Origin of the sequence: Myxococcus sp. CA040A, from assembly GCF_013336725.1 — a bacterium.
Taxonomy (GTDB): Bacteria; Myxococcota; Myxococcia; order Myxococcales; family Myxococcaceae; genus Myxococcus; species Myxococcus llanfairpwllgwyngyllgogerychwyrndrobwllllantysiliogogogochensis.
In genome coordinates this window covers 662,515-688,797 of the sequence record NZ_JABUMR010000004.1, presented here as the reverse complement: position 1 = coordinate 688,797, position 26,283 = coordinate 662,515, and the positions used below count along the sequence as shown (strand labels likewise).

Here is a 26,283-nt window from a genome sequence, read left to right as displayed (position 1 = left end):
CCACTTCCGGACGCACTCCCGGCCTCGCGGATCCACGACGTACCAAGGCGGCTGACAGCACACACCTGGGCCGTCGGGTGTGGGACGGTCCATTTCACCCCGCATTGAACTCCTTCACGGCCCGGACTACCGTGAGTCCACCCGCGCGCCAGGGCTGAAGCGGGCGGGGACGCCCCCCATGGCAGACACCCCCAACTCCCCCGTCGTGGATGCACAGCTTCGCCGCGCCTCCGTTCAGGAGCGTCTTGGCGCGCTGGAGGTCGAGCAGGCGCGACTGCGCCAGGAACTGGTCTCCCTGTCGGGAGAGCTGCGACTGCCGGGCCTCTATCTCACCCTGGACGCGGCGGGCACCAGCGCGCTGCTGGTGGCGGACGCGGTCCAGGAAGTGGTCCGTCTGGTGGAGCTGGAGCCGCTGCCGGGAGCCCCCCCTCATGTCGCGGGGACCTTCATCTACAGAGGAAGCCCCGCCGTCGCCGTGGACCTGGCCGTGCTGCTGGGCGTGACGCGCGAGCCGGCGCTGGATGCGCACCTGGTCATCTGCAAGGGCGCTCGGCCGGTCGCCGTGCTGGTGGACAGGGTCCGCGACCTCGTCGAGGCGCCGGTGCTCGTGGAGGGCACTCCGGATGGTGACGTGGCCTTGCCGTGGGATGGCACCGGGTTGATGGCGGGCCTGTGCCGGACGCCCGAGGGGATTCGCCCGCTGCTGCGCATCTCCGCGGTGCTGGTGGGGTCGGAGGAGACGTGAGCGAGGCCGTCCTCGATGACGCGACGCTCGTGAAGGTCGAGGAGGTCCTCCGGGCCGCCTGCGGCCTGACGCTCGCGCACAGCCTGCGACGCTCATTGGAGACGGCGCTGGCGCGCTCCGCTGAGTCGCGCGGCCTGGAGCCCGAGTCCTTCCTGCGCGGCCTCTTGCGGCGGGACGCGCAGGCGGTGGAGACCTTCATCGAGTACGCCGTCATCGGCGAGACGTACTTCTTCCGTCACCCGGAGCACCTTCGCTCGCTCGCGAGGCTGGCGCTTCCCCAGGCCGGCCCGTTCTTCCAGGTGTGGAGCGCGGGCTGCGCCAGCGGCGAGGAGCCCTACAGCATCGCCATGGCGTTGCTCGCGGCGGGCGTGCCGGAGGGGCAGTTCCGCGTGCTGGCCACGGACGTGTCGGGCCGGGCGTTGGAGCGCGCGCGGGACGGGCTGTATGGCCCCTGGTCCCTGCGCCACATCGAGCCGGAATTGGAGCGGCGCTTCCTGGAGCCTCGGGGCGAACAGCTCTCCGTCGTGGCCCAGGTGCGGCGTATGGTGGAGTTCCGCCGCCACAACCTGGCCACGGAGCCGCCACCCCTGAGCGCACCGAGCGCCATCTTCTGCCGCAATGTCCTCATCTACTTCCCACCGGAGCTGGTGCGGCGGGTGCTGGAGCACTTCGTCTCCGTGCTCGCGCCGGGGGGGCTGCTCTTCGTCTCGCCCGCCGAGGTGCCCCTCACCAACGGGCTGGGCCTGGAGGCGGTGGACGCCGAGGGCAGCGTGGCGCTGAGGGTGCCTCCTCCCGGATGGACGCGTCCCGCGCCGCCGACTCCGCGCGCTGTTCGCGACGCCGCCACGGCCCTGCGTGCCGCGGCGCGAGCGCTGCCGCCTCGTCCTCCGCCCCCCGTGGAGCCTCCGCCGAAGCCCGTCGTCGTGGCCCAGGCGGCGACGCCCCCCGTCTCCGCCCTCAAGGACCCGATGGCGCGCGCGGTGGATGCGGCGCGGGCCGGACAGTTCGAGGAAGCGGAGGCGCTGGCGCGTGAGGCCGCGAAGGCGCTGGTGCCGGAGGCGTACCTGCTGCTGGCGATGGTGGCGGAAGGGCGCGGAGAGCTGAACGGGGCGGTGGAGGCGGTGCGCAAGGCGCTGTATCTGGACCCGAGGTTGGCGCTCGGTCACGCGACGCTGGTGGCGCTCTATGGGCGCATGGACCGGCCCGAGGACGCGGAGCGCGCACGACAGAATGCGCTGCGCGCGCTCGAGGGGCTGGACGACGAGCAGCCGTTGCGCGGAGTGGAAACGATGACCGCCGGAGGCCTGCGACAGGCCCTGGCTCCAAGAACGCAGTCCGGCTGGCAGGGTGTGCGCTGATGGCGCGCGTCCTTCACCGGTGGGAGGCAACGTGGACGACAAAGAGACGAAGCTGACGCTGCCGGGACGGCTCGCGGTGGGACGCCTCAGCCTGCGTTTCAAGATTGTCGCCGTGACGGGCGTGACGGGCGTGCTGGTGGCCGGCATCCTCATCCTCGCCTTCTGGGTGCAGATGAGCGGCGCGCAGCGGGAGGACCTGGCGCGGCGCTCGCGCTCGGTGAGCTCGGAGCTGTCCAGGACGCTGGCGCCCATGCTGGTGGCCAACCAGGACGCAAGCCGCATCCAGGCCACGGCGCACGGCGTCCTGCGCCACGTGCCCGACGTGGCCTACGTGCTGGTGCGCGATGCGAAGGGCGAGCTGTTGGCGGAGGTCGCCGCGGAGCGCTTCGCGGGCGCGGACCAGGCGTCCGCCGAGGGCGAGGACGCGGTGGAGCGCAGGCTCGTCATCCACGGCGAGTCGGTGCTGGAGTCCACCGTGCCCGTGCTCGCGCCGCAAGGGGGCTCCAACCGCCGCGTGGGCACCGTGCAGGTGGCGCTCCACGAGGAGGCGCTCACCAACGCGCTGAAGGGCACCACCCGCTTCACCCTGGTGCTCGGCCTTTTCATCCTGTCCGCGTGCCTGCTGGCGTCATGGTTCATGTCGGGCCTGCTCGTCGTCCCGCTGGAGCGGCTGGCGCGCGCGGCGTCGGGCATCGCGGGCGGCAACCTGCGCCAGCAGTTCGACACGGTGGCCTCGGATGAGATTGGCGAGGTGTCGCGCAGCTTCGCGGCCATGTCCGAGGGCCTGGCGCACCTGCTGGAAGACCTGCGCGGCGCGGCGGCGGCGATGGAGAAGGAAGCCGTCGGGGTGCTGACCACGTCCACGCAGCAGTCGGCCATGGCGCACCAGCAGGCGTCCGCCATCAGCGAGACGAGCACCACCGTGGCCGAAATCGCCCAGACGTCCAAGCAGGCGACCGCCTACGCGGACTCCGTCATCTCCCAGACGCAGAAGTCGGAGGTGCTCAGCACCGAGGGCCAGAAGGTCGTCTCGGAGAGCGTGGCCGGCATGGAGAAGCTGGGCGAGCAGGTGAAGGCCATCGCCCTGTCCATTACCGACCTGAGTGAGCGCACCCTTCAGATTGGCGACATCATCAGCACCGTGAAGGACGTCGCTGAACAGTCCAACCTGCTGGCGCTCAACGCCTCCATCGAGGCGGCCAAGGCGGGTGAACACGGGCGCGGCTTCGCGGTGGTGGCCACCGAGATGCGCACCCTGGCGGAGCAGTCCCGACTGGCCGCGGAGCAGGTGCGCGGACTGCTCAACGAAGTGCAGAAGGGAACGCGCGCGGCCGTCAGCGCGACGGAAGAAGGGAGCCGACGGGCACAGGCCGCGATGGAGCTGGCGCGCGGCGCGGGCTCGGCCATCCTCGGACTGTCCGAAGTCATTCGCGAGTCGTCCGGAGCGGCCCGACAGATCGCCGGCAATACCCGGCAGCAGACGATTGGCGTCGAGCAAATCGCCGCGGCGATGGGCGAGCTGACGTCCGCCATGGGAGACTCCGTCATAGGGACGCGACGCATCGAACAGGTGGCTGGAAACCTGACCAATCTCTCGAAGCGCTTCTCGGACCTGGTGGGTAGGTACCAGCTATGAACGCGAACGTGGCGACGTCACGACAGGCCTTGAAGGTCCTCATCGTCGAGGACACAAGGACCATCACCAACTTGCTCCAGGTCTACCTGATGGGATGGGGATTGGAGTTCTTCGACGCGCCCAACGGCGTGGAGGGTTTGAGCAAGGCAAGAGACCTCAAGCCCGATCTCATCATCTCCGACGTGCAGATGCCGCTGATGGACGGGTTCGCCCTGTGCGCGGCCGTCCGCGCGGACACCCAGTTGCACAACATTCCCTTCATGATGCTCACCTCCCTGAAGGACGACGCGAGTCGCCAGAAGGGCAAACTGGTGGGTGCCAATGCGTTCCTCAACAAGCCGGTGTCGGTGGATGACCTGCGCTCGAAGGTGAGTGACATGTTGAAGCTGCCCGCGAAGACCCGGTGATGCCCGCATGCCGAGTGACGAGGTCAAGGTGAACGACTCCTTGGGCCCCCAGCCCCAGCTCGACGTTTCCCACGCGCCCGGGGTGAGCGCGGACAAGCGCCGCGAGGTGCTCGGCGCCCGTGCGCGCGCCCTGGCCGAATCTCGTCACGAGGAGCACCACGAGGTCCTGTCGGTGCTCGCCTTCCAGGTGGGAGGCGAGCGCTACGCGGTGCGCATCGAGCATGTGGACCATGTGCTGGAAGCGCGTGGCATCTCCCCGTTGCCCGGTGCGCCGCCGCATGTGCTGGGCGCGCTGGCCAGCCGCTCGCGGGTGGTGCCGGTGTTGGACCTCCGCCAGTTGCTCGGGCTGGAGGGCGGCGGCATGTCGGACCTGGGAAAAATCGTGGTGGTGGAGGTCGGTGAGGAGACGTTCGGCCTGGCGGCGGAGTTGGTGGAGGGCCGCAAGGAGTTGCCGAAGTCCGAGCTCTCGGAGCCCCCGCCGGGACCCTTCCTGTACCTGACTCCGGACCGGCTGACAGTGCTGGAGTTGGAGCAGCTCGGAGGCCCGGCCGGCCAGGCGCGGGAATAGAGGCGCGACATGGACCCGCAGCTCTTGCGCAGCATCTGGCCGGTGTTCTCCGCGGAGACGCGTGAGCAGATCCAAGCCATTGGAGCGAAGGTGCTCGGGTTGGAGGGCCCGGCTCGCGAGCGCGAGGCGGACCTGTTGCCCTCGCTCAAGCGACTGGTGCACAGCCTCAAGGGCTCGGCGGCGAGCCTGGGGCTGGACGACATCGAGCAGGTGGTGCACGCCATCGAAGACGGGCTGACCCACATCGAGCCGGATACGGGCCTGCCTCGCGCCGCCGTGGAGTCCATGCTGCGCGGCCTGTCCGGCATCGAAGCGGCCATGGCCCGGGGTGACGCCGGCCAGTCTCCCGAGGTGGAGGGCCTGAGCGCGCTCCTGAAGCTGCTGGGGCGCGACGTCTCCATTCCCCAGTCGACGACGGTGGCCTCGGGCCTGTCCGCCCAGGGGATGGAGGCGCTGGACTTCCTCGAGGCCTCGCTCGGCGCGCTCTGCTCTCCGGACGTCCCGGACAGGGCGGCCGTCGTGCGCAAGGCGATGGAGCGGGCGCGCACGCTGCGAGGCGCGGCGCAGGAGTCCGGCGCCACGCGACTGGCGACGCTGGCCGAGTCCGCCGCGCTGGGCTTCGCGCGCATGGAGCCCGGAGGTGACGCGGCGAGTCTGGCCGCTTCCGACGTGGCCGGTACGCTGGTGGAGCTGCGGGCCCAACTGGAAGAGGGTGGGGCGCAGGGCAACATGGCGCGCACGGTGGATGCGCTGCGTGCCGTGCCCGCGCCGACTCCCGCTGACTCGGGCACCCCAGGCGCGCAGACGACCGCGCCGCAGCCGGAGGTGCGAGGCACCACGGCCGACCACACGGTGCGCGTGGCGGTGAAGACGCTCGAGTCGCTGGCGCTCCAGGTGGAGCTGCTCGTGGCGGGGCGCGCGCAGCAGGCGCGACGCTCCGAGGGCTATCGCGCGCTGTCGGACGGGACGCACGAGGTGCTGCGACACCTGGAGCGCGCGTCGTCGCAGCTCACGCTGGCGGGTGGCGGGCCGGCGCTGGAGTCGCTGCGCTCCGGCGTGGCGCTGATGCGGACGATGCAAAAGCGTCTGCTGGAGGTGTCGCGCGAGGCGCACCGCGACGGCGAGCAGTTGGCGCTGGTGGCGCAGGTGGCGCGCGATGACCTGCGCGACTTGCGCATGGTGCCCGCGTCCCAGCTCCTGGAGCCGCTGCGCCGCACCGTGCGCGAGGTGGCCACGCGACTGGGCAAGGACGTGGCGCTGGAGCTCACCGGCGGCGATGTGCGGTTGGACCGGCGCATCCTCGATGCGCTCAAGGACCCACTGCTGCACCTGGTGCGCAACGCCATCGACCACGGGCTGGAGTCTCCGGTGGAGCGGCGTGCCGCGGGCAAGCTGGAGACGGGCCGCCTGACGGTGCGAGTGGAGCCTCGGGGCGCGCGCATTGGCGTGGTGGTGGAGGACGATGGCTACGGCCTGTCACCGGAGCGCGTGCGCGCCACGGCCGTGCGCCGGGGGCTGTTGTCTGAAGAAGAGGCCGCCCGGCTCTCCGACGCGCAGGCCGCGCGGCTGGTGTTCCAGCCGGGCTTCTCCACGCGAGAGCAGGTGACGGCGACCTCGGGACGCGGCGTGGGGCTGGACGTGGTGCAGGCCATGGCGGCGCGGCTCCAGGGCTCCGTCGACGTGGAGTTCTGGGCCGGCCGGGGCACGCGCTTCACGGTGGACCTGCCGCTGACGCTGGCCTCCGCGCTGGGGCTCCTGGTTCGCACGGGCACGACGGTGTCCGCCATTCCTTCCGACAGCGTGGAGCGCGTGCTGCGCCTGAAGCCCGAGGACGTGGGCACGGTGGCGGGGCGCGTGGTGGCCCGCGTGGACGGCTCGCAGCTGACCTTCCTGCCACTGGCGGAGGCCATTGGCCTGCCCCGGCTTCCCCTGGCCATCGAGTCGGGGAACGTGCAGACGGCGGCGCTGATCGTCGTCGGCGGCGACAAGGTGCTGTACGCCATCGACGAGGTGGTGGGGCAGCAGGAAATCGTCGTGCGCTCCCTGGGCAAACATCTCCAAACCGTGCGGCACCTCGCCGGCGCGGCGGTGCTGGATGACGGACGCGTGGTGCCGGTGCTCAACGCGCCGGAGCTCGTTCGGGTGGCCCGGCCGGAGACGCGCTCGATGGCGGCGGAGGTGCGGCGTCCGCGCATCCTCGTGTGCGACGACGCGCTCACCACGCGCTTCGCCATGAAGTCGCTGCTCGAGATTGCCGGCTTCCCGGTGGTGACCGCGGCCGACGGCGAAGAAGCGTGGGGCATCCTGGAGCGCACGCCGTGTCAGCTCGTCGTGAGTGACTGGCAGATGCCGCGACTGGATGGCGTGGGGCTCGCCCGACGCATCAAGTCCCACCCGACGCTGCACTCCACGCCCGTCATCCTCGTCACCTCGCTCGACAGTCCGGAGGACCGCGCCGCGGGACTCGAGGCGGGCGCGGACGGCTACCTCGTCAAGCGCGAGGTGGAGCGCGGCAAGCTGCTCGAACTCGTGCGGCAGCTCCTGCCGACCCGCTGAAGTCGCTCAGGAACCGGAGGCTCCCGGAGGTCCCAGCTCCGCCGGGAGCTGGAGGACCCACGGGTGTCCGCCCGGGGCAGGGGAGCGCACGCTGCCGCCGAGTCGCCGCGTGAGTTCTCCCAGCAACATGAACGGGCGCTCACCTGGCTCGCGTCCTCCTTCTGTCGAGGCGGCCAGTCGCCAGCAGCGCATGGGTTCGAGCAACTCCAGTTGAAGTGTCACGGACGTGGCATGCGTCGACGCGAGCCCGCGCACCAGGGCTCGCACCCAGGCCTCCAACTGCGCCGGGCTTGCCTTCACCATCACCGCCCGGTCCGGCACCGCCAGCGCGACACTCCACCGGGACGCCCGCTTCGTATCGGGGCCGAATGCCGAGTGGAGCAGTGGACACAGGTCCGTGGCGCTGCCTCGTCCCAGCCGGAAGTCGATGAGGGCCCGCTGGTCCTGGGCCGAGCGCATCATCCGGTCCAGATAGCGCTGCATCGTCGCGCTCAAGGGTCCGGCGGTGCCCTTCATCATCATGTCCAGGTAGCCCTTGATGACCATCAACGGGGTTCGCAGGTCATGTGCCGCGAGCGAGCGGCGCTGCTCCCAACTGGCCGCGTTGCGTTCCTGTTCGCGTCGTGAGGCCAACAGGCGCGCGTGGCGGGCTTCGGCGGCGGACTCGCGGGCATGCGCGGCGAGCAGGGCGCTCGCGAAGGCGGACAGCCGTTCGAGCACCTGTCCGTCCGAGCGTCCTGTTCGCTCGGGCCACACCTTCAGGAGCCGTCCGCCTCCTGACGATGGACCGGCGACGCCCGTGCCCGCCCTGGCCACGCAGGTGCGCCCATCATAGAGGGCCGCGCCGGAGGCCTCCGTCAGCCGGAGCGTCTCGCGCAGCAGCAACTCCATCCCCGCATGGGAGCCACAGCGCAGCGCGCGCTCGGCCACCGCCGCGAGCGCCTGCTCCACCCCTGCGTCGAGCGTGGGGTCCACGCTCCGCCCACTCCAAGCACCGGCTTGCACGCGCAGAGGTATGGGCACGCCTCGGTCACGGCGCAACACTGCCCACGGAGGGCAAAGAAAGGGACGCCTACCGGCAATCCTTTACCCACGTGCGCCGATGGGCTCCCGACTTTTTACTGTCCCGCGGGGCAGGGTGATCGCCCAACCCCGCTCAACTCCTCGCGCGCACCCCTTGGCCGGACCCTTGCTAACGGCCACTGCGACGGGCGGCGGAAGGGACGAATGGGGACTCTCGACTACTACGCGGCAATCGCAAGACTCGCTCCGGGGGCCCTGGCCCTCAGTGCGATGCGGCGAGTGCAAGGCGTGGCACGGCAGGCGCGATATCGAAGGCGCGAGCGCACCGATGAGGTGTTGCTGCTTCAAGCCTTCGGCGCGGCCCGTGCGGAGGAGCTGGCGGAAAGAGCCCTCGGCAATCGAGCCTCCCGTGTCTGGTGTGAGCTGTCCCAGCGTGACTCCGTGCTGGAGGCGCTCGCGGCCATTCCCGGAGCGCGTGAGCGTGCCAGGGCCCGCGCCCAGGCCGCGCTCCGTCAGGAATGGGACGCCTTTGGAACGCACGTCGCCTTTGGTGAGGGCCGCCCGGTGGACTGGTCGCTGGACGCGCTCAGTGGCCACCGATATCCGCTGGCCCCCGTGGAGCGGATGCCGCTCCACTCGAAGGGGAATGACCCGAAGTACCCCTGGGTGATGGGGCGGCTCGACAGCGCCATCGCGCTGGCCCAGGGCTACTGGGTGGAGAAGTCACCGGACGAGCGAGACAGGCTGTCCTCCGCCTTCGCCATGCAGGTGCTCGACTTCCTGCAGGCCAATCCCGTGGGGCAGGGCGTCCACTGGACGTGCGCCATGGAGGTGGCGCTGCGCGCGGCCAATCTCGCGCAGGCGCTGGTCATGTTCTCCGATGCCGCCGTGGTGCGCCGTCCGGAGTTCCTGGTGCCGGTGCTGGGCTCGCTCGCGGACCATCTGTCCTGGGTGGAGGCGCATCTCGAGGACCGGGGCGCGGTGCCCAACAACCACCTGGTCTCCAACTACGTCGGCCTGCTCGTGGTGGGGCTGCTCTTCCCCCAACTGCCGGACACGTCGCGCCAGGTGTCGATGGCGGTGTCGGGCCTGTGCGAGCAGATGTCCGCGCAGGTGCACGTCGAGGGCACGTCCTTCGAGGGCTCCATTCCCTACCACCGGCTGTCGGTGGAGCTGTTCACCCTGGCGCTGCTGGTGGCGCGGGGCTCGGGCGTGGCGCTGGGCACGGCCTATGAGACGCGTCTGCGCAGGATGTTCCATGCCGTGCGCGCGTGGTGCTCGGAGACGGGGCTGGCGCCGCAGCTGGGTGACAACGACTCCGGTCGCGTCTTCCCCCTGCGGGAGCGGGGCGACCTGGAGCAGGGCTATCTGGTGGGCCTGGGCGCGGCCCTCTTCGGAGACGCGGGCCTGGGAGGCGGCGAGCCGCCGGACGAGGCGGCGTGGCTCCTGGGCCAGGCGGGCCTGGAGCGTCACCGTCGGCTGTCGCCCGCGGCGCCTCCTCTGTCCGTGAGCTTTCCCGAGGGAGGCTTCCACGTGCTGCGGGGCGCGGGAGCCGTCGTCACGGTGAGCGCGGGCAAGCAGGGGCAGCGCGGGGTGGGCGGGCACAGCCACAACGACAAGCTGTCCTTCGAGTTGCACCTGGGCGGCCGTCCTCTCATCGTCGACCCTGGCACGGGCTCGTACACGAGAGAGCCGGCGATGCGGAACGCGTTTCGTGGCACGGCCGCGCACAACACCGTGCAGGTGGATGGGGTGGAGCAGGCCCCGTTGGACCCGGCGCGTTTGTTCGCGCTGCCCGAGGGTGCGAAGGCGCGCGTGGTGGCCTTCCTTCCTGGCTCGAGCGTGGACAGATTGCGTGTCCGTCATGATGGGTACCGCATGCTCCCCGCGCCGGTGGGCATCGAGCGCACGTTCCGGTTGAACCGGCACGAGCGCGCGTTGGCGGGGTGCGACAGCTTCATCGGGACCGGGCAGCACGAAGTCATTGGACGCTTTCATCTCCCCGACGAGCAGGCACGGCGCGTGACGCCGGATGCGCAGGTGCTCGCCCGGGCGCAGCGCGCGGCGGAGGAGCCGCTGGAGTTCGAGCCCCTCGTGGTGGAGCTGGGCCCCGCGGGCGCGCCGCTCGCATGGATTCTGCTGGAGCGCGGACTGGAGTCTGGACTGGTGGCGTCTGGGTATTCACCCGGCTACGGGCGGGTGGTGCCGGCGATGACGGTGGAGTTCCGGAGGCAGGTGAAGCCTCCGACGGGTTTGAGGTGGTTGGTTGTCTTCAGGTGAGTTTCGGGTCGGGGCGTGACCGTCTTGACGGCACGTCGCATCAGGAGAGGTGAGGACGATGAGGGTGATGGTCGGCAGCCCGCTGCTGGAGCGTATTCGTCGGCGGGAGGCGAAGGTCGGTGTGGTGGGGTTGGGGTACGTCGGTCTTCCTTTGGGTATGGCGTTCGCGGAGGCGGGCTTCCCGGTGTTGGGGCTCGACGTCGACAAGCGCAAACTCGACAAGATTGAGAAGGGCGAGAGCTACATCAAGCACATCCCCAGCGGGCCGCTGGCGGAGCTCACGAAGTCCGGCAAGCTGAAGGCGACGAACGACTTCGCGAAGGCGAAGGACTTGGACTGCGTCATCATCTGCGTGCCCACGCCGCTGACGGCTTCGCGTGAGCCGGACATGAGCTACATCATCCAGACGGGTGAGTCGCTCGCGCCGCACGTGCGCCGGGGGCAGCTCTTCATCCTGGAGTCCACGACGTACCCGGGCACCACCGAGGAGGTGCTCAAGCCCCTGCTCGAGAAGAACGGCCTCAAGGCGGGCGTGGACTTCCACCTGGCCTTCAGCCCCGAGCGCGAGGACCCGGGCAACAAGAACTTCAACACGAAGACGATTCCCAAAATCGTCGGCGGCTACTCCCCGGAGTGCTCCGAGGTGGCGGCCGCGCTGTACGGCAGCGCGCTGAAGGAAGTGGTGCCGGTGTCCTCCACCCGCGTGGCGGAGCTCGCCAAGCTGCTGGAGAACATCTACCGCTGCGTGAACATCGCCATGGTCAACGAGATGAAGATGCTCTGCGACCGGATGAACGTGGACGTGTGGGAGGTCATCCAGGCCGCCAGCACCAAGCCCTTCGGCTTCCAGCCGTTCTACCCGGGCCCGGGGCTCGGTGGGCACTGCATCCCCATCGACCCGTTCTACCTGACGTGGAAGGCGCGCGAGTACGAGTTCCACACCAAGTTCATCGAGCTGGCCGGCGAGGTGAACTGGCAGATGCCGTACTACGTGGTGCAGCGCACCATGGAAGCGCTCAACAAGAGCCGCAAGACGCTCAACGGCGCGCGCGTGCTCTGCCTGGGCGCCGCGTACAAGAAGGACATCGACGACATGCGCGAGAGTCCTTCCCTGCGCATCATGACGCTCCTGGCGGAGAAGGGCGCGGACATCAGCTACCATGACCCGTACGTGCCCGAGCTGCACAAGGGCCACGGCTTCAACATGGAGATGAAGTCCGTCCCGTTGGTGCCGGAGAAGCTGGGCGACTACGACGTCGTCATCATCCTCACGGACCACTCCAACATCGACTACGCGGCGGTGGTGGCGAATTCGTCGTGTGTGATTGACACCCGCAACGCGACCAAGGGCGTGTCCCTGGGCCGCGAGAAGGTGACCAAGGCGTAAGCAGGGGCCCGGAAGCCGACCCTCCGGGCAGGGGTCCACGACTCCAGGTGTCGGGAGGGGCACCTGGGGTCGGCGGACCTGCTCGTCTTGCGGGGTGGTTTGGGTACAGTGGGGGCCGTGAATTCCCTCACCCGACCCGTTCTCCCCCTGCTGGCGGCCTCGGCCGTGTTGCTGGCGGCGACGCCCGCGCAGGACTCGCGACTGACGCTGCTCGATGCGATGTCGAGCGAGCTGTCGCGCAACCAACAGCAGCTCAAGCTCCAGAGTCACGAGCCGCCGTACTTCATGAGCTACCAGCTCAAGGACTACGCGCAGGAGGTCGTGGCCGCGCGTTATGGCGCCGTCTTCCTGGACGACGGCTACCGCGAGCGTCGGCTCTACGTCGACACGCGGGTGGGCGACTATGCCTTCGACAGCTCGGTCGAGGAGGGGCTGGAGTTCTCCTTCTCCACCAAGGGCACCAGCTACACCTCGCGCAAGGAAGGCCCGCTGGATGACTCGCCGCTGGCGCTGCGCACCGCGCTGTGGCTCATCACCGACGAGAAGTACAAGTCGGCGCTCTTCCAGTTCCTGAAGAAGAAGGGCGAGGACGTCTACTCGGTGGAGGACCCGAAGCGTCCGGCCTCCTTCACGAAGGAGAAGGCGAGCAGTTTCGTCCAGCCGCCGGTGGCGAACCCGTTCAACCGCGAGCGTTGGGTGAAGCTGTCGCGTGAGGTGTCCGCGCAGTTCAACGCGCATCCGGAGATCTTCGACTCGGAGGTCCGAGTCACCTCGGACAAGGTGACGCGGCTGTTCGTGTCCACGGAGGGCACGCGGCTGGTGACGGAGGAGACGTTGTACGGGCTCCATGTCACGGCGGTGACGCGGGCGCCGGATGGGCAGCTCCTGGATGACTCGCGGGACTTCTACGCGCCCACGGAGGCGGGGCTCCCGGACGATGAGCGCGTGCGCGCGGCGGCGGTGAAGGTCATCGAGGAGCTGCTCGCGCTGCGGCAGGCTCCCGCCATCGACCCGTACTCGGGGCCCGCCATCCTCGCGCCGGAGGCCTCGGGCGTGCTCTTCCACGAGACGGTGGGGCACCGGCTGGAGGGCGACAGGCAGGACGGGGACAACGAGGGGAAGACCTTCAAGGGGCAGATCGGGAAGCTGGTGCTGCCTGCGTTCCTGTCCATCCACGATGACCCGTCCCAACGTGCACTGGCCGGGGAGCCACTCAACGGGTACTACCTCTATGACGAAGAGGGTGTGAAGGGGCAGCGGGTGACGCTGGTGGAGAAGGGCGTGCTGCGAAACTACCTGCTGGGTCGACGTCCGGTGGATGGGTTCCTCAACTCCAACGGACACGGGCGCAGCCAGGGCACGCTGAAGCCGGTGGCGCGCATGGCGAATCTGATGGTGGAGAGCACGCGGCAGGTGAGCGACGCGAAGCTGAAGCAGATGCTCATCGACGAGGCGAAGCGGCAGAACAAGCCCTATGGCCTCATCATCCGCGACATCACCGGGGGCAACACCAACACGTCCAGCTACGGCTACCAGGCCTTCAAGGGGGTTCCGCGCATGGTGTACCGGGTGGATGTGAAGACGGGGAAGGAGTCGCTGGTGCGTGGCGTGGAGATTGTGGGCACGCCGCTGTCAGCGGTGAACCGCATCATGGCCACCGGTGAGAAGCGGGGCATCTTCAACGGCTTCTGCGGCGCGGAGAGCGGCAACGTGCCCGTGTCCACGGTGGCGCCCGCGGCGCTGCTCCAGGAGATCGAGCTCCAGCGCGCCGTTGAAGGCAAGGACCGTCCGCCCATCCTCCCCAGCCCGACGACCCTGCAGGCGTCGCCGGCTCGCGAGAAGCCCTGATTCGCCAATGCGGGGGGCATGGCACAAAGAACGTCCGGCACCGCCGGGCGGATGGGCGGAGAGCGGCGCGGTGCTCCTGAGGGGAGCCCGCGTCGTGTGGCGTCTGTTGTCGGCTCGGGCCGCTGATTCAGGCGCGGAGGGCGAACCGCCGAGAAGAAACCGTGCCGTGCCGCGAGCGAGGACTGGCGTCGTGTGGAGTCATGCGATGTCCCGGGACGGAGGTCGCGTTGCGAGGAGTTTGTGGAGCCGGATGGCGCCACGAGCAAGGACTGGCGTCGTGTGGAGTCATGCGATGTCCCGGGACGGAGGTCGCGTTGCGAGGGGTTTGTGGAGCCGGATGGCGCCGCGAGCAAGGACTGGCGTTGCGTGGAGTCGTGCGACGGCCCGGGACGTAAGTTGCGGCGCGCGGAGTCTATTGCGCCGCATGGCGCCGCGAGCAAAGGCTGGCGTCATGTGGAGTCGTGCGACGTCTCGTGACGGAGGTCGTGTCGCGAGGCGTCTGCTGTCGGCGTTGGGTGTCCTGTTCGTGCTCCTCGTGGGCGGTGTCGGAGTCGCGGAGCCCCTGCCCACGGGCGAAGCGTCGTTGGAGTTGGTGCATGAGGACAGGCTGAGCCCGGGTGGTAACTGGGAGCTCATCTCGGTGGAGTCCACGTTGGATGGACGCCCCCTGCCATCGGCCCCAGAAGATGGCGCGCGGAGCGCGTCGGGCGGCCCCCGGCATGTGCTGCCGCTCGGGTTGCACTGGCTCGACGTGACGACGGTGTACGAGGGACGCTCGGATGTCTTCTCGTACGTGGAGGGCTATCGCTTCGTGATGCGCGGGCGAGTGACGCTCGACGCGCGGCCTGGCGATACGGTGCGCATCACCTCCACGGCGTATGAGCGCGACGGCGTCACCGTGCAGTGGCAACAACGTCCCGCCTTCCTGCTCATGGGGCAGCCCCAGGAATCGGTGGTGGGAATCGAGTACGGCGCCGCTGCGAACAGGCCGCTCCCGGAGGACGTGGCGGCGCGGGTCGTCGATGAGGTGCTCGCGGAGGCTCGACGGCTGTCTCCCATTCAATCCGTGGCCACGGCCTCCGTGTCCTCTGCTGCCGAGCCTCCTGGCACCTGCGAACTGGAGCCCATCTTCTTCGCCTTCTTCGACACCCGACTCTCCCCGGAGGGCGATGCCTCGCTGCTGCGCGCGGCGGACTGTCTCCGTGAGCGTCCGAGCCTGCGCGTCCGGCTGCGAGGCCACGCGGATGTGCTGGGGACCGAGTCCGTCAACGCGTCGCTGGGCTTGGGGCGCGCTCAGTCCGTGGCCGCGAGACTCGAGGCGCTCGGCGTGGAGGGAAGCCGCCTGCTGCTGGAGACGCACGGCGCGGACCAGCCTCCGTGTGATGACGGGACTCCAGGGTGCTTCGCGCGCAGCCGCCGCGTGGAGTTGGTCGCGGAGCCGTCGCCTCCCTGAGTCGCGAGCCTCCGCCCGGCGCTCAATCGAGCCGCGCGGAGCCCACCGTCATCACCATGTCGCGCAGGTGCTGCGCCTCGAAGGGCTTGGCGAGCACCGGGTTGCGCACTTCCTGGAGGAAGCGCTTCGTCTCCGGGGTGAACGCGCCGCCGCTGATGAAGACGATGCGGTCATGCAGCCCCGGCCAGGTGTCGCGGACGGAGTGGTACACGTCCATGCCCGTCAGCTCCGGCATCATCAAGTCGCAGAGGATGACATCGAAGGCCCTGTCCTGGCCCAGGTGCGCCAGTGCCTCGCGGCCATTGGCGACGGTGACCAGTTCGTGGCCTCGCAGCAGCCTGCGCATCAAGTCGAGCACGCGAGGCTCGTCATCCACCACCAGCACGCGTCGCCCCAGGGACGGAGGGCCGACCCGGGGGAGCGGTGCGACGAAGGCGTCATGCTCCGCGCGGGGCAGGAACACTTCCACGGTGGTCCCCTGGCCCGGCTCACTGCTCACGCCAATGCGTCCCCCCAGCGCGGAGATGATGTCGCGACAGATGGCCAGGCCCATGCCCATGCCTTCGCCCGAGCGACGCGTGGTGAAGAGCGGGTCGAAGATGCGGGGCATGACGTCCGCGGCGATGCCGCAGCCGGTGTCGCTGATGGAGAGCCGCACCTCGTCGGCCTCGGCACGCAACGCGACGGTGATGCGATGCTGGGAGGCGTGCCCGTCGGGGATGGCGTGGGCGGCGTTGAGCACCAGGTTGAGCAGCACCTGGCCCAGCTTCGTCGCGGTGCCACGCACCCGGGGCACTACGGTGTCGTAGTCGCGCACGACTTGCGCCCGGTGGCGCAGCTGGTTGGCCGCCATCCGGAGCGTGCTCTCCGTGACGGCCTTGAGGTCCACCGGCTCCATGGCCTCGGCGCTCGTGGCCGAGAGGGCCTTGAGGTCCGCGACGATGCGCTGGATTCGCAGCGTGCCCTCCAGGGCTTCGTCGAGGACCTGGCGACATTCCTCGTCCGTGGGCTCGTTGGGGCCGGGCAGTCGCTCGCGCAGGTATTCGAGATTGCCCGCCGTGTACGCGAGCGGGTTGTTGATTTCGTGCGCCAGCCCCGCCGCGAGGATGCCGAGGGACTGCGCGCGCTGCTCCCGCTCCTTCTCCTGGAGGAGCTGCGCATCCCGGCGCTTGCGCTCCACCGCGTTGACCAGCACGTGGCCCGTCAGGCGCATCAGGTGCCGCTCTTCCGGCTTCCACTCCCGCGGCTGGTCCATGGCGTCGAACCCCATCCAGCCGATCAACCTGCCCGCGAGCAGCAGCGGCGCGTTGATGTAGGAGCGGATGGACAGCAGTGCGCAGAGGCGCCGCTCTTCGGTGGCCTCGAGGGGAAGCTTCGCCGCGTCCGTCACCGTCACCATGCGGCCCGCGCGCAGCTCGTCCAGCGACCAGCGGAAGTCCACCACGGAGCGTCCCCGGTGGGTTGCCAGTCCGTGGGGCTGCATGCCATGAGCGCACCACTCGTAGGAGTCCGACAGGTGCTCGCCGTCGTCGGAGAGCAGGTTGACGTAGCCGCGCTGCGCGTCGATCTGCCGGCCAAGCACTTCCAGCGCGGCGCGGACGCCAGCCTCCAATTCGTCGGGTGGCAGGTTGAGCAGCTTCTGGGACGTGTCGGTGAGCAGCGACCAGCTCTTGAGCAGGAGCCCCAACTCCCCGCGCATCTCCCGTAGGGCCTCGGCTTCCTGGCGCAATGTCACCTGCGCGCCCTCGGGAAGCCCCGGGGCTCGCGTCACGCTGAGTTGATCCAGGACGTCGGCGGACTGCTGGAGTCGCTCCAGCAGTGTCCGAGAGTCCGTTGCCTCGGCGGACAGCGCTGGGCTGCTCCGCTGCTGCTCGGCCATTGATTACCCCCTCCCGTCCCCGCACAGGCTTCCCCAACCTGTGGCGCGGATTTCAGCTCGGCCGAAATTGTGCCACCAGTTTGTTCTCTGCATCCAGTGTGCATTTTTGAAATATGCAACCGGGCAACAGGTGGTGGCGGCGACTCAGGGGGAGGTGGGGGGAGGGATGCCCAGCGGCTCCGGAGTAGGAGGGGGCGCGAGGCGAAGTTGCCGGCCGCCCTTGAATCCGCGCCATTGGATGTAGCGGCGGAAGTCCTGGAGGAAGGTGTCGGGGGAGAGGCCCACGGCCTGGGTGAAGGCCTCGGCGAAGTCGGGCCCCTGGCTCATGGCGTGGAGGATGCCCCGCACCACGGGCTCGCCGTAGCGGCGGGCCAGGAAGGTGAAGGCGTGGTGGGCGGCCCCGTAGACGATGTCGCTCTCGCGTCGGTAGAGGGTGTCGGCCTGGGCCAGCGGGTCCGCGCGGGGATGGGTGCTCCAGTAGCGGGCCAGGTCCTCGAGGGACGTGACGCGGTAGCCCTGCTCGGCGGTGTACGAGGCCATGCCCTCGCGGAACCACAGGGGGATGCGTTTGCGCGTCCAGCCCAGGCGGTCCGAGGCCACCTGATACATCAGGCTGTGGGTGAGCTCGTGCAACAGCAGCTCGTCCACCTGGGCCTGACCCGCGCCCAGGAGCGTCCAGGTGCGGGGGCTCTGGAGTTCGATCTGCTCGTAGCGGGCCCACGCGCGCAGGAAGTCATGGTCCGGGCGGTTGGCGGCGCGCTCCAGGGCGGCGTGGTTGGGGTGGATGATGATGGCGACGGAGTCGTCGAAGGTGCCCCAGCGGGCCATGCGCGGCAGGGCGCGTTCGACGGCGAGGCGGACCTGGGTGGCGGCGTCGGAGTCTCGCGGCTGGAACTCCAGGGTGATGCGCGCTCCGCTGGCGGTGGGCGTGCCGGGCCTTCGCATGGCGTCCGTCGGAACGTCCATGGTAGTTCGTCGCGGCGCGGAGCAGCCGGCGAGAAAGCCCAGCACCAGCAGGACCAGGGCTTGGCCGAGGCTCCCCTGTCTTCGCATCCATCCCCTCGTCACGAGCCTCACTCCACCCCGAGCCAGCGCAGCACCGCGCGCCCCACGTCCGCGACGGTGGTGAAGCCTTCGACGTCCGGCGCGGGGGGGCCGAAGTAGAGCACGGGGACGCGGTGCAGGGTGTGTCCTCGCGTGGACAGGTCCTCGACGTTGCCGTGGTCGCTGCACACCATCACCCGGGCATCGGCGGGACGGTGTGCCACCACGGCGCGCAGGAAGGCGTCGAAGGTGTCCAGCGCGGCATGGGCCGCGACGAAGTCCTGCGCGTGGCCGGCTTCGTCCGCGAGGTAGTGCTCGAAGAAGGTGAAGTCCGCGCCCGCGGCCACGCGCCAGAAGATGTCGGCGGCCTCCTCGGGCGTGCGCTCGGGAGCGGGCAGGCCGTAGGCGCGAGCGTTGGCGCCGGTGATGTCCGGGGTGAGGCCGTCTCCGGCCCGGGCGTCCTCCAGCGTGCGCAGGGGCACGGGGCCCGCGGCGAAGGCCAGCTTGGACGCGGAGGGCTTCATGCGGCGCCGGGCCTCGGGTGTCGGGGTGAACTCCGGAGGCAGGGTGGTGGGGCGCCGGGGGACGCCGAGCGCGTCCAGGTAGGGCGCGGGGTAGGCGTTGGCGAAGGTGGCGGTGCGGCCGGCCGCGAGCAGGCGCTTGACGATGGAGCGGTCCGCGAGCATCCCGCGCAAGGGGGCATTGGGGTAGCCCAGCACGTGCTGGCCGATGAGGGCGGGGGCCGGGTCTCCCGTGAGGATGGCCGTCTGGTTCGAGGCGGACTGGGGCCTTCCGGACACGCCGAACGTCGTGTCCACGGGAATACAGCGCCCTCCGTCCGGCAGGGTGGGGCCTGGGGCGTCCTGGAAGAAGGAAAGCAGGTGTTCACGGTGGGCGAGCGGGTTGATGGCCGGGTCCTTCCGGCCAATGCCCACACCATCGATGAACAGGAGCGCGACGCGCACGGCTCGCGACTGTATCCTCGAAACAGAACGCATGGCCCTCCACGGCGACCTCTTCAGCTATCCGCTTCCCGAGTTCCTTCAATGGTTGGACAGCTCCCGCAAGACGGGGACGCTCCAGCTCTCCTGGGAGGCCGGCGAGCGGAAGCTCTTCCTTCTCTCCGGTCAGGTCGGGGCCACGGCCTCGGAAGGACTGCGTGGGAGGGTGGCCCGCCTCCTCGCGCTGGCGAAGCTCGCCTCGGGCGCCAAGGTGCTCGCCGCCTTCGACGAGCTGTCGCGCACGCCGGACGTGGACGCCGCGTTCGACGTGCACGGGCTCCAGTCGCGGTGGATTCGGGATTTGGGCCGCGAGGAGCTGTTCGCGGCGATGACGGACCTGACGATTGCCGAGCGGGGGACGTTCCACTGGACGGAGGACGCGGACCGCTCGGGCGAGGACTGGGTTCCGTCCGACATGAGCATCCGCGAGCTGTTGTTCGAATCGCTGCGCTGGGTGGATGAGCAGCCGGACGTGGACAAGGCGCTGCCCATCGACGCGCTCAGCGTCCGCGCGTTGACGCCGCCCAGCCCGAGCCAGCCGCTGATGCATCGAATCATCCTGGGGTTGTGCGCGACGCCGCAGAACCTGGGACGACTGCGGCTGTCGATGGGCGTGTCCCGCTCGTCGGTGACGCGGCGGGTGTACGAGCTGCTCCGGGCGAAGCTGGTGGAGGTGGATGGCGCGCCGCAGGTGGAGGCGGACCCGGTGGCGGAGATGCTGGAGAAGGGCGCGGTGCTGATGCGCGAGGGCCAGTTCGACGCGGCGGGCATCGTCTGCGCGTCCCTGCTGGCGAGTGACCCCGCGGACCGGCGCGTGCGCGAGTTCGCGCGACTGGTGCAGCGTGAGCACGTCGCGGCGCTGTACTCGGACATGCCGCCGCTGCTGGTTCCCCTCGTGATTCACGACCCGCAGGGCATGTCGCTGCTCAAGCCCGAGGAGCGGCAGATCGCGGGCCTCGTGAGTGGGACGTGGGATGTGTCCACCATCGTCCTGGCGAGTCCCGCGAGGGAGCTGGAGACGCTCAAGACGCTCGCGAAGTTGCACCGCATGGGCTTGCTGCAGCTCACCGCGCCGCGCTGACCGGTGCGCCCGAGTCGGCTCCGCGCCCCGTGCGAAGTGCCGGGGCGCTCCACCATCCAAGCTACTCCGAGGCGGGGAGGCCCACCGCGTTGAGGCGGACGAAGGTCTGCATCAGCACGTAGAGGGCGAACGCCGCGTCATCGACGCGCAGGTGTTGCTGGGTGGCAAGTCCCTGGATGCGCAGCAGATCCGCCCCGTCCACGCGGAGCAGGAACGCCTGTTGCGCCAGCGTGCCCTCGCCCGCGAACGCCAGCGAGCGCCGGATGGCGTCCGTGCAGGCCGTGACGCAGGTGGAGTAGTTGCCCGCCATGAACGCGGCCTCGGCCGCGCGCGCGTGGTCAAACAGGTCTCCCGGCGCCAGCGCGCTCACCGCGCCGAGCAATTTGGCGGAGGCGGCCTGCGAGATGGGGGCCGCGATGGGAGGTGGAGGCGGCGCCACCATGGGCTCCACCCGAGGCGGGGGAGCAATCGCGGGGAACGAGCCCGAAGGACGATGAGGCACTGGCGTCGGCATCATCGCCACGGCGGGGCCATGGCCCGAGGGCGGGGCCAGATGCGTCGAAGGGGGCGGCTGCCGGTGCTGGAGGTGCTGGGCGAGCTGCGCTTCCAGTCCCGCGGGCTGCGCGCCACCGACGGGGGCCACCGGGCGCGGCGGCGGGACGATGCGCTTGGCGCGCAGGTCCTTGATGACCAGCCGGGTGATGGCCTTGAGCGTGTCGAGCACCCCGCGCCCATTGGTGGCGGCGGTCTCGAAGTCCGGCACGCCGCGCGGGTTGAGCTCCTGGCGGAGCTGCTCCACGGGCAGCACATTCTCCAGGTCCCGCTTGTTCCACTGCATCACCAGCGGGAAGCGGTCCAGCCGGATGCCATGCTCGAAGAGGTTCTCTTCCAGGTTCGCCAGCGACTCGCGGTTGGCGTCCATCGCGTCCGGCTGCGAGTCCGCCACGAAGACGACGCCGTCGGCGCCCTGGAGCACCAGCTTCCTCGTCGCGTTGTAGAAGACCTGACCGGGCACGGTGTACAGCGCCAGCCGCACCGAGCAGTCCCCGACGCGCTCCACCTTCACGGGGAGGAAGTCGAAGAAGAGCGTCCGGTCGCCTTCGGTGGCGATGGACATCATCTCGCCCCGGTGCGCGGGCCGGACGGTTTCGTAGATTTTCCGCAGCGAGGTCGTCTTGCCGGACAAGCCAGGTCCGTAAAAGACGATTTTGGCGGCCACCTCGCGGGCCATCAGGTTCACGCTGCTCACGGTGTCAGCTTTCCTAGAACGACTCGACGCTTCGCGCCAGTTGCGGACGGGACATTCGCGGGGGTTCCCACGAGGAATTCGGCGGCCAGCAACGCGAACAGGGCCGCTTCCTTCGCTCCTTCCGGAAATCCCAGGGTATCAAGCCGGCGGACGGGAAGGGGGGCCAGCCGCTCCTCGAGCCGCTCCATCAACCGGGGATTCCGGGTACCCCCTCCCGAGGCGTACATCGCCTCCAGACCTGGAGTGCGAGGCAGGACCCACGTCTCGTACGCCCGCGCGGTGCTCTCCACGGTGAACTCCAGCGCGGTGGCCATCAAGTCATGGGGGCGGTCCGCGTAGCGCGCCCACAGGCGCTCCACCATCACATCACCGTAGCGCTCGCGCCCGGTGCTCTTGGGAGGAGCCTGCGCGAGGAACGCGTCCGTGAGCAGCTCCGCCAGCAGCGCCGGAATCACCTGGCCTTGCCGTGACAGACTCCCGTCCAGATCGCACGCCAGTTTCCCCTGGGTGACGCGCCGCGCCAGCCCATCCATCACCATGTTGCCGGGCCCGGTGTCGAAGGCGAGGGTGTCATCCAGTCGCGCGCTGACGACGGACACGTTGGCGATACCGCCGATGTTCTGCAGGGCGCGAGGGGCCTCGGGGTTTCGGAAGGCCACCCAGTCGAAGTAGGGCACCAGCGGCGCGCCATGGCCTCCGGCGGCCACGTCCCGGGTGCGGAAGTCGCTGACGACGGGCAGGCCCGTGCGCTCGGCGATGACGGAGGGTTCGCCAATCTGCAGGGTGGAGGGGAAGGCCGAGGTCCCTGGTGGCAGGTGCGCCATCGTCTGCCCGTGAGAGCCGATGGCGCTCACGTCCGAGAGCGCCACCCCGGCCCGCTCAATCGCCTGGAGCGCGGCGCGGGCGAAGTGCTCGGCCAACTCGAAGTCGAGCTGACTCAGGGAGCGGGCGTCCTGGGGCCCCAGCATCCGGACCACCAGCTCCGGAGGAAAGGGCGCGGAGACGTGGGACAGCAGTCGCAGCCGGGCTCCGCCACCCGTGCCCGTCACCTCGCACAGCGCGGCCTCCACCGCATCCGCGCTGGTGCCGGACAGCAACCCGACGCACAGGCGCGGGCGCTGGGAGTCAGGGAGGGGAGGTTGGAGGCGCATGCCTCCAAGTCTAAGACTCGCCCCCCACGCCGCGCCGTCAGCGGCCGGGCGAGCGGGGGCTCCGTGCGTGCGCGCCCTTACGTCCCGGGCCGCCAAGCGCACGCAAGCCGTTCTCCTGGAGACGCTTCCGGGCGCCCCGGGCGTCCAGCCCCGTGAAGTGCATGGCCACGGCCACCTTCACCTCGCCGCCGGAGGCCTCCAGCAGACGGGAGGCTTCCGGAGCGGGCAGGTGCGTCAGCTCGGCCACCATTCGCGCGGCGCGGGCTCGCAGCTTCGCGTTGGCGGGGCGCACGTCCACCATGCGGCCCCGGTACACCTTGCCCAGCGCCACGAAGGCCGCGGTGGTGATGGCGTTGAGGATCAGCTTCGTCGCCGTGCCGGCCTTCAGCCGCGTCGAGCCGGCCACCAGCTCCGGCCCCGTGCGCGCCAGCACCAGGGTGTCCACGTCCGCGCGAGCTTTGGGAGGGTTGCAGCACACCAGCACCGTGTGCGCCCCACGCCGCTTCGCTTCACGCAGCGCACCCCGGACGTACGGCGTGGAGGAGCTGGCGGAGATGCCGCACACGACGTCGAGAGGGCCCGCGTCGAAGGCGCGCACGTCGGAGGCGCCCGCGTCGGCGTCGTCCTCGGCGCCTTCCACGGCGCGAGTCAGCGCCCGGCGTCCACCAGCGATGCGAGCCTGGACCTGGGAAGGAGGGCTGCCGAACGTAGGAGGACACTCGCTGGCGTCGAGCACGCCCAGACGTCCACTGGTGCCAGCACCTACGTAGAGAAATCTGCCGCCCGCCCGCAACGCATTCGCCACGGCCGTCGCTGCCTGGGTGACAGCGGGCAACGCGGGGCGAACCGCACGGACGGCAACGACGTCCTCGTCATGTAACCGGCGGACGACCGACCCGATGGAGCGTAGATCAAGGTCGTCCGCGCGGGGATGAAGCCGCTCGGTGGGAGGGAGTTTCTTGGATGAAGCGCGTGAGGACCCCACCCCCGAGCGCATTACTTCAAGCCGCCTTCGTCACCTTGCCCGCTTTGATGCAGCGGGTGCAGGCGAGAACGCGCTCCGTGCGGCCCTCGACGCTGGCCCGGACCTTCTGCAGGTTCGGGAGGGTTCGCTTCTTGGTCTTGTTGTTCGCGTGGCTGACGTTGTTGCCGACGAGCGGACGCTTGCCACAGATGTCACACTTCCACGCCATGACCTCTAACTCCTTGAAAACTGGGGCGTTGGACGCCTGCCGATAAAGAGCGGCGGAACCTGCCAGAAAGCCGCTTGGAAATCCAGCCTTTCAGCCGTTTGGATCAGCCCTTGAGCGGATCCTTCTTGTTCAACATGTCTTGAACCAGGCGTGCGGCGCGCACTCCGGCGAGCAGCTCGCCCTCCAGGCCGAGGCCGGGAAGCACCTCGCGGCCCGCGAGCAGCAGGTTCTTCACCGGGGTTCGCTGACTCAAACCGGTGACGCCCAGCACTGCTTCCGATTCGAAGCTGTAGAGCGGGTGCGGCATCAGCCGCGTGCCGCGCGAGCCGCTGGCGTCGAGGTAGGGCACGGAGCGCAAGAGCCGGTGCTGCGCGGTGAAGGGCATGACGGCGTCCAACTGCGCGTCGATGCGGGTGGCCAGGGCCTGAAGGTGCTCCTCGCCCAGCTCCCGAGCGGACGCGGGGATGAAGACGCCGGCGCACACGACGCGCAGGGCCTCCGCGTCCTTGCTCTCCTTGCCACCCGTGGCCGAGGCCCGCGCGGGGTGGAGCTGGAGCAGCATGGCGCCCAGCTCCGCGTCCTGGGTGTCCACGAGGGTCAGCTCGCCCAGGCCACGAGGGAGCGCTGTCTCCGGCACCACCCAGTTGACGGTGAAGAGGATGGACTTGGTCGTGGACTGATCCAGGTGCTCCATCAGGCCACGGTGGTGCTTCTTGTCCGTCACCAGCCGCCGCAGCGCGCCGGAGTCGGTGGCGGCCACCAGGCAGGCCGCGCGGTAGATCGTGTCCGAGCGGACCAGCTTCACGCCGGCGAACTTGCTGCCGTCGAAGGACAGCTCCTCGACGATGAAGCCGGTGGGGCTGTCGCGTCCGAGCACGTCGCCGCCCAGCTCCGCCAGCCGCCGGGTGAGCATCTCTCGCAGGCCGTCGTGGCCGCCGGCGAAGAAGGAGGGCGCCGCCAGCACCTGGGACAAGGTCCGGGTGAGCGCGAGCGGCGACTCCGGCTTCTCCAGGTGGTTGATGAAGGGGCGCAGGCCGCGCACCAGGGAGGCCGCGGGGGCGTCCGAGGCCAGCCGGAGCGGAGTCTCCAGCCCGGGGTGGGCCTTGATGAGCTTCTTGAGGCCCCATCCCTCGAAGAATCCATCCGGGGGCAGGGCGGGGTGGGCCTTGAAGAAGGCGTCGCTCGCCTCGTGCTGCGCGGTGGTGCCGACCAGTGCGCCCAGCAGCGCCTCGCCTTCCTCGCCCAGCTCACGCGTCACCTCGGCCTTGCGGCGCGTGGCGTCGGAGTGCAGGTCCATGCGGTTTCTTGGCAGGACGAGCTGCAGCTCGGGGGAGTGGGGGCGCAGCGCGCGCTGCACGGTGGTGGTGAGGCCCAGCTCGGTGAGGGCCTCCTCCACGGCGGGCATGGCCTTGAGGGGCGGCGCGACGAAGGGCGCGTAGGGGAGCACGTAGCCTCCGTGCTCGTAACCCGGGCCCATGCCGTCGTGCTCCACCAGCAGGACGCGGTGGCCGCGCTTGGCGAGCAACGCGGCCGAGAGCGCACCACCCAGCTGACTGCCCAGCACGATGACGTCATACACGTGCCGGGATGGACCCGAGGGAAGCTTGAGTTTGGCTGCGGACGTCATGAGGCGGGCAACACTACACAACGTCCCGCGCCGCTGGCTCCCTTTTGGCGCGCCGTGAAGGCCGGTGGGGGCGGAGTGACCCGGCCCCGGGCTCAGCTCCCCACGCCGAAGAGGCGCGCCTCCAGCTCGGGCGGAAGGGTGGTGAAGTCCGGGAGCGTCCAGAGGGCGCCGGCCTGGCGCAGCTGCGTCGAGGACGTCGTGGTGGTGATTCCCACCACGGGCATTCCGGCGTCGTGCGCGGACATGACGCCGAGGATGGCGTCCTCGAAGGCCAGGCACTGGGAGGGGTCGACGCCCAGGCCCTGGGCGGCCGCGAGGAAGATGTCCGGGAAGGGCTTGCCCCGGGAGACCTCCTCGGCGCCGACGATGCGGTGGAAGACGGGGCGCAGGCCCAGCCCGTCAATCACCAGCTCCCGGTTGCCGTGGGGTGCCGCGGTGGCGATGGCCATGGGGATGCCGGCCGCGCGCAGGCGGGAGATGAAGGCTTCGGCGCCCCGGTGCAGCCGCAGATGGGGCCGGTAGAGGGTGCGGTAGTGGTTCTCCTTCTCGTCCGCGAGCCGCTCCAGTTCGTCGGGGGCGAGCGCTCGGCCGAGCAGCTCCGGGAGGATTTCTTCGTTCTTCTTGCCGGCGAAGCGGGTCTGGAAGTCGTCGGCGGTGAGGGACAGGCCGAGCTTGCGCGCGAGCGCCACCCAGGCCTGGTTGTGGAACACCATGTTGTCGACGAGGGTACCGTCCATGTCGAACACGGCGGCGCGCAGGGGCGTGTCGGAAGGTGTCATGGTTTCCCACCCATAGCG

The 26,283-nt window shown here is 69.9% G+C and carries 21 protein-coding genes; 11 read left to right on the top strand and 10 right to left on the bottom strand.

The window, feature by feature from the left end; all coding sequences use genetic code 11:
- Positions 1–178 precede the first annotated feature (178 nt).
- From HUA75_RS19860 to HUA75_RS19835, 6 genes are read left to right on the top strand one after another with little or no spacing between them, the layout of a single operon-like run.
- Positions 179–745: a chemotaxis protein CheW gene (locus tag HUA75_RS19860; RefSeq protein ID WP_141644722.1), complete on the top strand. Its 567-nt coding sequence runs from the start codon at positions 179–181 to the stop codon at positions 743–745.
- Positions 742–2,103, top strand: a complete 1,362-nt coding sequence (locus tag HUA75_RS47750) for a protein-glutamate O-methyltransferase CheR (RefSeq protein ID WP_174487277.1) — start codon at positions 742–744, stop codon at positions 2,101–2,103. Before HUA75_RS19860 ends, HUA75_RS47750 begins: the two co-directional genes overlap by 4 nt.
- A 31-nt stretch (positions 2,104–2,134) precedes the next feature.
- A complete protein-coding gene (locus tag HUA75_RS19850; RefSeq protein ID WP_371746152.1) occupies positions 2,135–3,739 on the top strand; it encodes a methyl-accepting chemotaxis protein in 1,605 nt (534 codons plus the stop codon).
- Complete coding sequence (locus HUA75_RS19845; protein ID WP_141644719.1) at positions 3,736–4,146, top strand: PleD family two-component system response regulator; 411 nt, start codon at positions 3,736–3,738, stop codon at positions 4,144–4,146. Before HUA75_RS19850 ends, HUA75_RS19845 begins: the two co-directional genes overlap by 4 nt.
- Positions 4,147–4,153: 7 nt before the next feature.
- A complete protein-coding gene (locus tag HUA75_RS19840) occupies positions 4,154–4,714 on the top strand; it encodes a chemotaxis protein CheW (RefSeq protein WP_141644718.1) in 561 nt (186 codons plus the stop codon).
- 9 nt (positions 4,715–4,723) lie between these two features.
- Positions 4,724–7,270, top strand: coding sequence for a response regulator (locus HUA75_RS19835; protein WP_174487275.1), 2,547 nt, complete (start codon positions 4,724–4,726; stop codon positions 7,268–7,270).
- Between the two features lie 6 nt (positions 7,271–7,276).
- Here HUA75_RS19835 and HUA75_RS47550 read toward each other — a convergent pair whose 3' ends face one another.
- Positions 7,277–8,245: a histidine kinase dimerization/phospho-acceptor domain-containing protein gene (locus tag HUA75_RS47550; RefSeq protein WP_141644716.1), complete on the bottom strand. Its 969-nt coding sequence runs from the start codon at positions 8,243–8,245 to the stop codon at positions 7,277–7,279.
- A 252-nt stretch (positions 8,246–8,497) separates the two neighbouring features.
- Between HUA75_RS47550 and HUA75_RS19825 the strand changes: the two genes are divergently transcribed.
- The 4 genes from HUA75_RS19825 to HUA75_RS19810 all read left to right on the top strand — a co-directional run bounded on the left by HUA75_RS19825 (position 8,498) and on the right by HUA75_RS19810 (position 15,261).
- The gene (locus HUA75_RS19825; RefSeq protein WP_174487274.1) at positions 8,498–10,573 is read left to right on the top strand and encodes an alginate lyase family protein; all 2,076 of its coding nucleotides are present in this window, start codon (positions 8,498–8,500) and stop codon (positions 10,571–10,573) included.
- Between the two features lie 67 nt (positions 10,574–10,640).
- Entirely contained in the window at positions 10,641–11,960 is a 1,320-nt protein-coding gene (locus tag HUA75_RS19820; RefSeq protein ID WP_141649134.1) for a nucleotide sugar dehydrogenase, read from the top strand.
- A gap of 117 nt (positions 11,961–12,077) precedes the next feature.
- Positions 12,078–13,808, top strand: coding sequence for a TldD/PmbA family protein (locus HUA75_RS19815; RefSeq protein WP_371746151.1), 1,731 nt, complete (start codon positions 12,078–12,080; stop codon positions 13,806–13,808).
- A gap of 511 nt (positions 13,809–14,319) precedes the next feature.
- Positions 14,320–15,261: an OmpA family protein gene (locus HUA75_RS19810; protein ID WP_217446154.1), complete on the top strand. Its 942-nt coding sequence runs from the start codon at positions 14,320–14,322 to the stop codon at positions 15,259–15,261.
- Between the two features lie 22 nt (positions 15,262–15,283).
- Here HUA75_RS19810 and HUA75_RS19805 read toward each other — a convergent pair whose 3' ends face one another.
- The 3 genes from HUA75_RS19805 to HUA75_RS19795 form a co-directional block, all read right to left on the bottom strand.
- Positions 15,284–17,140, bottom strand: coding sequence for an ATP-binding protein (locus HUA75_RS19805; protein ID WP_141649131.1), 1,857 nt, complete (start codon positions 17,138–17,140; stop codon positions 15,284–15,286).
- A gap of 144 nt (positions 17,141–17,284) precedes the next feature.
- Complete coding sequence (locus HUA75_RS19800) at positions 17,285–18,106, bottom strand: hypothetical protein (RefSeq protein ID WP_254627645.1); 822 nt, start codon at positions 18,104–18,106, stop codon at positions 17,285–17,287.
- 107 nt (positions 18,107–18,213) lie between these two features.
- Positions 18,214–19,149, bottom strand: coding sequence for a metalloenzyme (locus tag HUA75_RS19795; protein WP_174487271.1), 936 nt, complete (start codon positions 19,147–19,149; stop codon positions 18,214–18,216).
- Positions 19,150–19,180: 31 nt separating this feature from the next.
- On the opposite strand from HUA75_RS19795, the gene HUA75_RS19790 reads away from it, so the two are divergent.
- Positions 19,181–20,266 (top strand): DUF4388 domain-containing protein, encoded by a 1,086-nt coding sequence (locus tag HUA75_RS19790; protein WP_141649099.1) that lies wholly within the window; start codon positions 19,181–19,183, stop codon positions 20,264–20,266.
- Positions 20,267–20,327: 61 nt separating this feature from the next.
- On the opposite strand, the gene HUA75_RS19785 is transcribed toward HUA75_RS19790, so the two are convergent.
- The 6 genes from HUA75_RS19785 to HUA75_RS19760 form a co-directional block, all read right to left on the bottom strand.
- On the bottom strand, positions 20,328–21,515 hold the full coding sequence (locus HUA75_RS19785; RefSeq protein ID WP_141649100.1) for an ATP/GTP-binding protein: 1,188 nt from the start codon (positions 21,513–21,515) through the stop codon (positions 20,328–20,330).
- The gene (locus HUA75_RS19780) at positions 21,512–22,666 is read right to left on the bottom strand and encodes an anhydro-N-acetylmuramic acid kinase (protein WP_141649101.1); all 1,155 of its coding nucleotides are present in this window, start codon (positions 22,664–22,666) and stop codon (positions 21,512–21,514) included. The genes HUA75_RS19785 and HUA75_RS19780 overlap by 4 nt, the downstream gene beginning before the upstream one ends.
- A 37-nt stretch (positions 22,667–22,703) precedes the next feature.
- A complete protein-coding gene (locus tag HUA75_RS19775) occupies positions 22,704–23,663 on the bottom strand; it encodes an N-acetylmuramic acid 6-phosphate etherase (protein ID WP_141649102.1) in 960 nt (319 codons plus the stop codon).
- Between the two features lie 4 nt (positions 23,664–23,667).
- Complete coding sequence (gene rpmB, locus HUA75_RS19770; protein WP_015348676.1) at positions 23,668–23,859, bottom strand: 50S ribosomal protein L28; 192 nt, start codon at positions 23,857–23,859, stop codon at positions 23,668–23,670.
- A gap of 103 nt (positions 23,860–23,962) precedes the next feature.
- Positions 23,963–25,486 carry an NAD(P)-binding protein gene (locus HUA75_RS19765; protein ID WP_174461922.1) on the bottom strand — a complete coding sequence of 508 codons (1,524 nt, stop codon included), beginning with the start codon at positions 25,484–25,486 and terminating at the stop codon, positions 23,963–23,965.
- A gap of 92 nt (positions 25,487–25,578) precedes the next feature.
- A complete protein-coding gene (locus tag HUA75_RS19760; protein WP_141648197.1) occupies positions 25,579–26,265 on the bottom strand; it encodes an HAD family phosphatase in 687 nt (228 codons plus the stop codon).
- Positions 26,266–26,283: the final 18 nt, after the last annotated feature.